The following is a 1425-nucleotide window of genomic DNA, read 5'->3' as shown; positions in this document are numbered from 1 at the left end:
CAAAAATGTAGCAATTGATAATGAACTCATTACACAAGAATCTGTTAATCAATTAGAAAGTAAAGTACAGGAAAAATTGAACAAAGAAGAAGTTACGGTTACGAAGCAGACTGAATCGAAAGTGGTTGATCGGGAAAAACAGTTTGAACCATTTTCCAACTTTGCACAATTCCAAAATGTAGCAAAGAAAAAGAAACAAGAGGTGGAATTAGAACGATAGATAGCTTGTGTACACAATTTAATATAGAAACAATGTCATCACTTATCGTTGAGAACGAGAAGTGATTTTTTATTATAAAGGAGGAAGTGAAAAATGAATATACAAGAACAACTGAAGCAAGAAGAAATCAGAGAAGCTTTGTATAAACAAGCACTTCAGATGACTGGAAAACAAAAAGAAAGGTTTCCTGAAGGGAATATGCATGAAAAACGAAGAGGAGTTGAACCTGGTGTTACTCGTTTTGCGATTCCATCTGTGACAAGCGCAATGGACTGGGGGCAAGGAGATATCACAATTGATATTCATCATGATACGGGGAAAGTAAAAGTATATGAACAAGAAATAGATGGTGAGAATTGGTCAAAATCTTCTCTTCGACTTACAGGAGAGAAGCAGTTGTCTGATGTGGTGAAAAATTTGATAAAACAAAGAGCGATTGAGCGGCAAAGAATGGACGAAATAGCCAATCAAAAGATGGAATATCAAGTTGAACAGTCTTCACAGCCTCAAGAGCCATTAGTTGAAAAAAATCAAGCGGCGCTGATACTTAAAGAAATCCCCAAAGAGGCTTATAAAGAGTCATATAAGGAACAAGTTTTAGAAGAGATTGCTCCTTCTCAAGAAGAGAACGAGTATAAACAACAGTATAAGGCAGAAGTGTTAGCGATACTTGGAAGCGAGACAGAAAAAGAACCTCATTCTAACAGGCAGGCATCTAAAGAAGAGTCAAACGAAAAACAACCAGTACAACAAGAAGAAACGTATACGAAAAGTCGGGAAGAACGTGTTAAAGAAATGAAAGAGTTTGAGAAGACACATTCATATCCTGAAGTATACCGGTTGAAAAAGGAAGCTCTTCAGGAGTTAAAAGGAATGAATTTAACGGATTCCCAGCGGGAAAAGTTATCCAGCATTGAAAAAGCCTTAGATCAAGAAAAACAGGAATATGATAAAAACAGTAAAAAAGAATCGATCCAGGAGAAAGAACCAAAAAGTCAAAATAAATTCGCACAACTTTTTCATCGATTTAAAGGTGTGAAAAAGAACGAGCAGCCAAAAGAAGCGGAAATGGAACATGCTAGATAGATATAGGTTGAGGAGGGTACTGTGAAACAGTGCTCTTCTTCTTTTTAAAAGCGAAAGGAGAGAAAAGGATGGTAAACATTGTTGAAATTGTAGACATCGATTATACGGGTGTATGGGCG

Annotated in this window: 1 protein-coding gene and 1 pseudogene; both read left to right on the top strand. The window is 36.5% G+C overall.

The features are described from left to right. Positions 1–220: pseudogene (locus HRG09_RS28065) on the top strand (hypothetical protein); the annotation flags it as partial. A 93-nt stretch (positions 221–313) separates the two neighbouring features. Continuing rightward, on the top strand, positions 314–1306 hold the full coding sequence (locus tag HRG09_RS28060; RefSeq protein ID WP_174104066.1) for a hypothetical protein: 993 nt from the start codon (positions 314–316) through the stop codon (positions 1304–1306). The last annotated feature ends 119 nt before the right edge of the window (positions 1307–1425 follow it).

It is taken from the genome of Bacillus sp. Xin1 (assembly GCF_013314535.1).
Classification (GTDB): domain Bacteria; phylum Bacillota; class Bacilli; order Bacillales; family Bacillaceae_G; genus Bacillus_A.
The sequence above is the reverse complement of the archived record's forward strand: the minus strand, read 5'-3'. Positions and strand labels throughout refer to the sequence as shown.